This is a genomic window from Aeromicrobium massiliense JC14, assembly GCF_000312105.1.
Classification (GTDB): domain Bacteria; phylum Actinomycetota; class Actinomycetes; order Propionibacteriales; family Nocardioidaceae; genus Aeromicrobium; species Aeromicrobium massiliense.
Genome location: NZ_HE978636.1, coordinates 1 through 5,804 on the forward strand (window position 1 = coordinate 1; position 5,804 = coordinate 5,804).

Annotated in this window: 4 protein-coding genes and 1 pseudogene; 1 reads left to right on the forward strand and 4 read right to left on the reverse strand. The window is 74.0% G+C overall.

The annotated features are described in order from the left end of the window. Positions 1 to 173: 173 nt before the first annotated feature. Together HGAM_RS00005 and HGAM_RS16910 are read right to left on the reverse strand one after the other, a co-directional pair. Positions 174 to 596, reverse strand: a complete 423-nt coding sequence (locus HGAM_RS00005) for a hypothetical protein (protein ID WP_019143415.1) — start codon at positions 594 to 596, stop codon at positions 174 to 176. Positions 597 to 659: 63 nt separating this feature from the next. Then, entirely contained in the window at positions 660 to 2,492 is a 1,833-nt protein-coding gene (locus tag HGAM_RS16910) for a putative bifunctional diguanylate cyclase/phosphodiesterase (protein WP_019143416.1), read from the reverse strand. A gap of 154 nt (positions 2,493 to 2,646) precedes the next feature. Between HGAM_RS16910 and HGAM_RS00015 the strand changes: the two genes are divergently transcribed. Then, positions 2,647 to 3,639 (forward strand): DUF2804 domain-containing protein, encoded by a 993-nt coding sequence (locus tag HGAM_RS00015; protein ID WP_019143417.1) that lies wholly within the window; start codon positions 2,647 to 2,649, stop codon positions 3,637 to 3,639. A gap of 3 nt (positions 3,640 to 3,642) precedes the next feature. On the opposite strand, the gene HGAM_RS00020 is transcribed toward HGAM_RS00015, so the two are convergent. After that, positions 3,643 to 5,439 carry a DEAD/DEAH box helicase gene (locus tag HGAM_RS00020; RefSeq protein WP_019143418.1) on the reverse strand — a complete coding sequence of 599 codons (1,797 nt, stop codon included), beginning with the start codon at positions 5,437 to 5,439 and terminating at the stop codon, positions 3,643 to 3,645. Positions 5,440 to 5,513: 74 nt separating this feature from the next. Beyond that, positions 5,514 to 5,804, reverse strand: a pseudogene (locus HGAM_RS20715) (hypothetical protein); the annotation flags it as partial.

Sequence of the window (5,804 nt, forward strand, 5' to 3'; positions counted from 1 at the left end):
AGTCACCCACACCGGACAGCCGACCCTCTCAGGCCTTCCGCCCCGCCGTGCGGCGCAACAAGAAGAACCATACACACCCGTTCCCCGCAACACCAAATCGGGGGTCGTGTGGCCCTCGCGACACCGCCGGCGACCCTCGGGATGGCCCGGAACGGCAGGCTTGAGCGGGCTGGCTAGAGGTGGTCGGGCACGATCAGCGCGTCCGGGTCCTGCCGGTGCGGCATCGCCTCGACGCCCACGCGCAGCGTGACGGCCGCGGCCTCCACCTGCTTGCGGCGCTTGCGCTCGGACAGCCCCTCCCAGGCGCCGGGCTCGTCCCGGTCGACGCGGTCGCGCAGCGCGGTCTCCGCCGCCTCGGCGTACTCCTCGGTCGTGAACGCCGGGGTCGCGCCGACGGTCGGCCGCTCCGGCAGCGCCGTGAGCCCGGGGATGAGCAGCTTGCTCGAGGCCGAGAGCAGCCGGTAGCGATCCATCTTGGGCAGCTCGGCCCACGTGGCTGCGCCGATCTTGCGGCGCATGAACCCGGGCAGGGTCTCGAACGCCTGCCGGGCCACGGCCTCGACGGCCACGGTCATCTCGTGCTCGGTGAACCTCATGCGACCTCCTGGACGGACAGCGCCGACGCTATCGAACCGGTGCCGCGCCTCGGGTGGCGACGGTCAGACGCCGGCGAGGTCGCCGGTCGGCTCCTCGCCCTGGCCGCGCGCCCGCGCGCGTCCGGTGGCGTGCCACTCGCGGACGACGTCGAGCAGGTCCTCGGCCGGGGTGGGCCGGGCGAGCAGGAAGCCCTGGGCGTACGTCGCACCGAGCCCGGCGATCGTCCGCAGCTGCTCGGGCGTCTCCACCCCCTCGGCCGTCACCTGCAGCTCCATGGCGTTGGCCAGCAGGATGAGCATCCGGACCACCGCGTGCGCGCTCGGGTTGGTCTCGATCTCGGCGATGAACGCGCGGTCGATCTTCAGCCCGTCGACGTCGATCTGCGTGACCTGCTTGAGCGACGAGGAGCCGGCGCCCATGTCGTCCCAGGTGAGCAGCACCCCGTCGTCGCGCAGGGCGTTGAGCTGAGGGGCCGCGCGGGTGAGCAGCTCGGGGTCGGTGTCCTCGACCAGCTCCAGCCGCAGCGAGCGCGACGGGACGCCGTGCCGGTGCAGGGAGTCCATGACCCGCTCGTGCAGGTCGGCGCGCTCCAGGACGTGGCGCGAGAGGTTGACGTTCAGCCACGGCGGGACGCCCTCGACGCCGGACGAGCGCCACCGGGCGAAGTCGGCCAGCGCGCGGTCGATGACCCACAGGTCGACCTCGTCGGCGACCCCCAGACGTCCGGCGTCGGCCAGGAACTGGGCCGGGCTCAGCAGCCCACGCGCCGGGTGGTTCCAGCGCAGCAGCGCCTCGACGCTGCCGAACGCGAAGTCGTCGAGGCTGACGATCGGCTGGTAGTGCAGCGTCAGCTGGTCCTCGGCGATGGCACGCTCGATGGCCTCGCGGATCTCCTGGTCGGGGTCGCGGTGCAGCCGACCGGCCTCGGTCAGCGTCAGGTGGCCGCGCGCCGGGTCGGACACGACGACGCGTCCGCCACCGACGTTCTTGGCGGCGTACATCGCCAGGTCGGCCTCGCGCAGCAGGCTCTCGGCGTCGGCGACACCGCGCCGGCCGACTGCGGCGCCGACGGACGCCCGCAGACCGGCCCGGTCGCTGAGCGCGAGCCGGAACCCCTCGGCCGCCTGCGCCGTCCCCTCGACGACCGAACGCTCCGCCTCCGAGAACGGGCGGTCGAGGATGGCGGCGAACTCGTCGCCGCCGAGCCGGGCGACCATCTCGCCGGGCCGCGCCTCGCCGGAGAGCGCCTGCGCGGCGTCACGCAGCGCGTCGTCGCCGGCCTCGTGACCGAGTCCGTCGTTGATCTGCTTGAAGTCGTCCAGGTCGACGAACAGCACCGCGACGGCGCGGTCGGGGTGCTGGCCGGCCTCGCGGCACATCTCCTCCAGCCGCTCCAGGAAGCGGGCCCGGTTGGGCAGCCCGGTCAGGTCGTCGTGCGAGGCGCGGTTCATGAAGGCGCCGGCGAGGGCCTGCATCACGGCCGCCGACGGGGCGACGCGCAGCTCGTCGCCCGCACGCACCACGACGTCCTGCCAGCGCTCGCCGGCGTGGGTCAGGATGCGCGTGGCCGCGGTGGTCAGGTCGGTGTCGGCGGCCAGCACGAGCGGCCCCCAGTCGGCGACCGAGCCGATCGAGCGGCGCTGGTTCAGGACGCGTCCGAAGCCCAGCCGTCCGCTGAGCACGTCGACCAGGTGCGTGCGGGTGATGAGCCCGATCAGACCGTCCTCGCCGTCGACCACGATGCTGGTCAGAGCCGGCTCCAGGACGAACACGTCCTCGACCTCGACGCAGCTGAGGGACTCGTCGACGCGCACGGCGGGCCGGCTCATCTCGACCAGGTCACGGCTCGCGGCGGCCGCCAGGGGCTCGAGCCAGGCGGCGTCGTCGGTGCTCACTCGAACCAGTATCGGCCAGGATGCCCGCCGGTTGAGCGTTTCGGCACGACGGGCGGCAGAACGGGGCGTGAACACTTCGGCGGAGGTCCGCAGCATCGGGCCCGCCGCGGCTCCGTCGCGGCCGGGCGGACCCGCCGCGCGTTAGCCTCGGCGGGTGACGGAGCGAGAGATCACCGCGCCGATCGACCTGTGCCGCGAGGACGGGTCGCTGGACCCGGACGCCGTCGGCTGGGCGCGGCGCCCGCTGCACCGGACGAACCTGCGGCGCCGGCTGGGCCGCGGCTGGGGCCGGACGAAGCGCTGGGAGTACTGGGGCGTCGTCTCGGCGAAGTACGTCGTCGGCGTGCAGGTCTCCGCCCTCGACTACGCCGCCGTGCACGGGCTCTACGTGCTGGAGCGCGCGAGCGGACGCGAGTGGCGCCAGGACGCGACGGTGCCCCTGGGCCGCGGCGTCGGGCTGCACGACCACGCCGCGGAGGGCCGGGTCGCCGTCACCAGCGGACCGATCCGGGTCGTGGCCGACCAGCAGCGCGACCGGACGACGCTCACCGCGCACTCCCCCTCGATCGACCTGGACCTCGTCCTGGACCGCCCGCCCGCGCAGGAGTCGATGAGCGTCGTCGTGCCGTGGAGCTCGTCGCGCTTCCAGTACACGCTCAAGGACCTCGCGCTGACCGCCCGTGGCTCGCTCGTGCTCGACGGCGTCCGGCGCACCCTCGGGGCGGACGCCTACGCCGTCCTCGACCACGGCCGCGGCGTGTGGCCCTACCGCGCGGCGTGGAACTGGGGCGTCGGCAACGGCCCCGGCGGCACCGCGGTGCAGCTGGGCGGACGCTGGACCGACGGGACCGGGTCGACCGAGAACGCGCTGCTGGTCGACGGCGTCGTGCACAAGATCGGCCACGACCTGGTCTGGACGTACGACCGGCGCGACTGGTCGCGTCCGTGGCGCGTCGAGGGCGAGGGCGTCGACGCGACGCTCACGCCGTTCCACGTGCGGACGGCCAGCACCGAGCTCGGTGTGCTGGGCAGCCACACGCACCAGGCGTTCGGCACCTGGCGCGGCACCGCGACGGCCGACGACGGCACGACGCTCGACCTGGCCGGCCTCGTCGGCTGGGCCGAGGAGGCCCGCAACCGCTGGTAGCGGTCAGTCCTTGTGGCGCGGCTTGCGCGGACGGTCGTCGCGCTCGCGTCCCTTGGTCGAGCCGCCCTTGTAGCCGGACTTGTAGCCACCCTTGGCGCCGCCACCCGCACCGCGCGGACCGCGGTCGGCCTGCAGCTCGATGAGCTTGCCCGAGATGCGGGTGTCGCGCAGGGCGTCGAGGACGTGCTGGGGCAGGTCGGCCGGCAGCTCCACGATCGAGTGGTCGACGCGGATGTCGATCTTGCCGAAGTCGCCGCGCGACAGGCCGCCCTCGTTGGCCAGGGCACCGACGATCTGGCGCGGCAGCACCTTGTGCCGCTTGCCGACGCTGATGCGGTACGGCGCGTAGCGACCGGACGGGTCGCGGCGCGGGCCGCGGTCGTCGCGGCCGGGACGCTCGCCGTCGCGACGCTCACGGCGCTCGCGCAGCTCGCGCGCCGGCGGCTCCGGGTCGGGCTCGAGCAGCAGCGGCTCCTCGCCCTGCAGCGAGAGCGCCAGCGCGGCGGCGACGTCCTCGGCCGGGGCGTCGTGGTTCGTGACGTAGTGGTTGACGACGTCGCGGAAGAACCCGAGGCGCTCGCTGCCGAGGGCCTCGGTGATCTGGTCGTCGAACTTGCTCAGCCGGCTCTCGTTGACGTCCTCGACGCTGGGCAGCGGCATCTTCGTCATCGGCTGGCGGGTGGCCCGCTCGATCGCGCCGAGCAGGCGGCGCTCGCGCGGCGTGATGAAGCTGATCGCGTCGCCCTTGCGCCCGGCGCGGCCGGTGCGGCCGATGCGGTGGACGTAGGACTCGGTGTCGGTGGGGATGTCGTAGTTGACGACGTGGCTGATGCGCTCGACGTCCAGGCCGCGGGCGGCGACGTCGGTGGCCACGAGGATGTCGAGGCTGCCGTCCTTGAGCTGTCCGACGGTGCGCTCGCGCTGGGCCTGGGCGACGTCGCCGTTGATCGCGGCGGCCGCGAAGCCGCGGGCGCGCAGGCGCTCGGCCAGCTGCTCGGTGGCCTGCTTGGTGCGGACGAAGACGATCATCGCCTCGAAGTTCTCGACCTCGAGGATGCGGGTCATCGCGTCGAGCTTCTGCGGGAACGACACCTCGAGGTAGCGCTGCGTGATGGTCGAGGACGTCGACGTCTTGCCCTTGACCGTCACCTCGACGGCGTCGTCGAGGTACTTCTCGGCCATGCGGCGGATCGCCGGCGGCATGGTGGCGCTGAACAGCGCGACCTGCTTGTCGTCGGGGGTGTCGGCCAGGATCGTCTCGACGTCCTCGGCGAAGCCCATCGTGAGCATCTCGTCGGCCTCGTCGAGCACCAGGAAGCGCAGCGCCGACAGGTCGAGCGTGCCCTTCTCGAGGTGGTCGATGATGCGGCCGGGGGTGCCGACCACGACGTGGACGCCGCGGCGCAGCGCCGACAGCTGCACGCCGTAGCCCTGGCCGCCGTAGACCGGCAGCACCCGCACCTGGGGCAGGTGGGCGGCGTACTTCTCGAACGCCTCGGACACCTGCAGCGCGAGCTCGCGGGTCGGGGCGAGGACGAGCGCCTGCGGCTTGGTGGCCTTCGGATCGAGCTGGGACAGCACCGGCACGGCGAACGCGGCGGTCTTGCCGGTGCCGGTCTGGGCCAGGCCGACCACGTGGCGACCCTCGAGCAGCGGCGGGATGGTGCGCGCCTGGATCGGCGAGGGCGTCTCGTAGCCCACGTCGGTGAGCGCGCGCAGCACGGGCTCGGCGACTCCCAGATCGGCGAAGGTCGCCTGCGGGGTCTCGGTCTCGGGCACGTCAGTGTTCTCGGAGCTCACCGGTCAAGGGTAGTCGCCGAGGGCGGGCTCCGAAGAATCGTGGACGGCCGCCCGGCCCCGGCGTGGCGGACGTCTCAGGTGCGGGTGCCGGCGTCGGCACCCGGCACGAGGCCCGCGTCGGTGCCGTCGGGGACGTCCGGACCGCCCCGAAGACCGGTGCCGGGTCCGGGCGGCGTCCCTCCCCCGCCGGTGCCGTCGCCCGGTCCTGGGCCCCACCCGTCGCGGCCGTCCGGACGCCCGGCGCGCTGCCCGCGGCCGTCCGACCCGTCCGCCCCGTCCGTGGACCCGCGGCCCGCGCCGTAGCCGGCCGCCGACGACCCGCCGGGGAAGCCCGGCCCACCCCGGCCACCGGGACCGGGCGACGT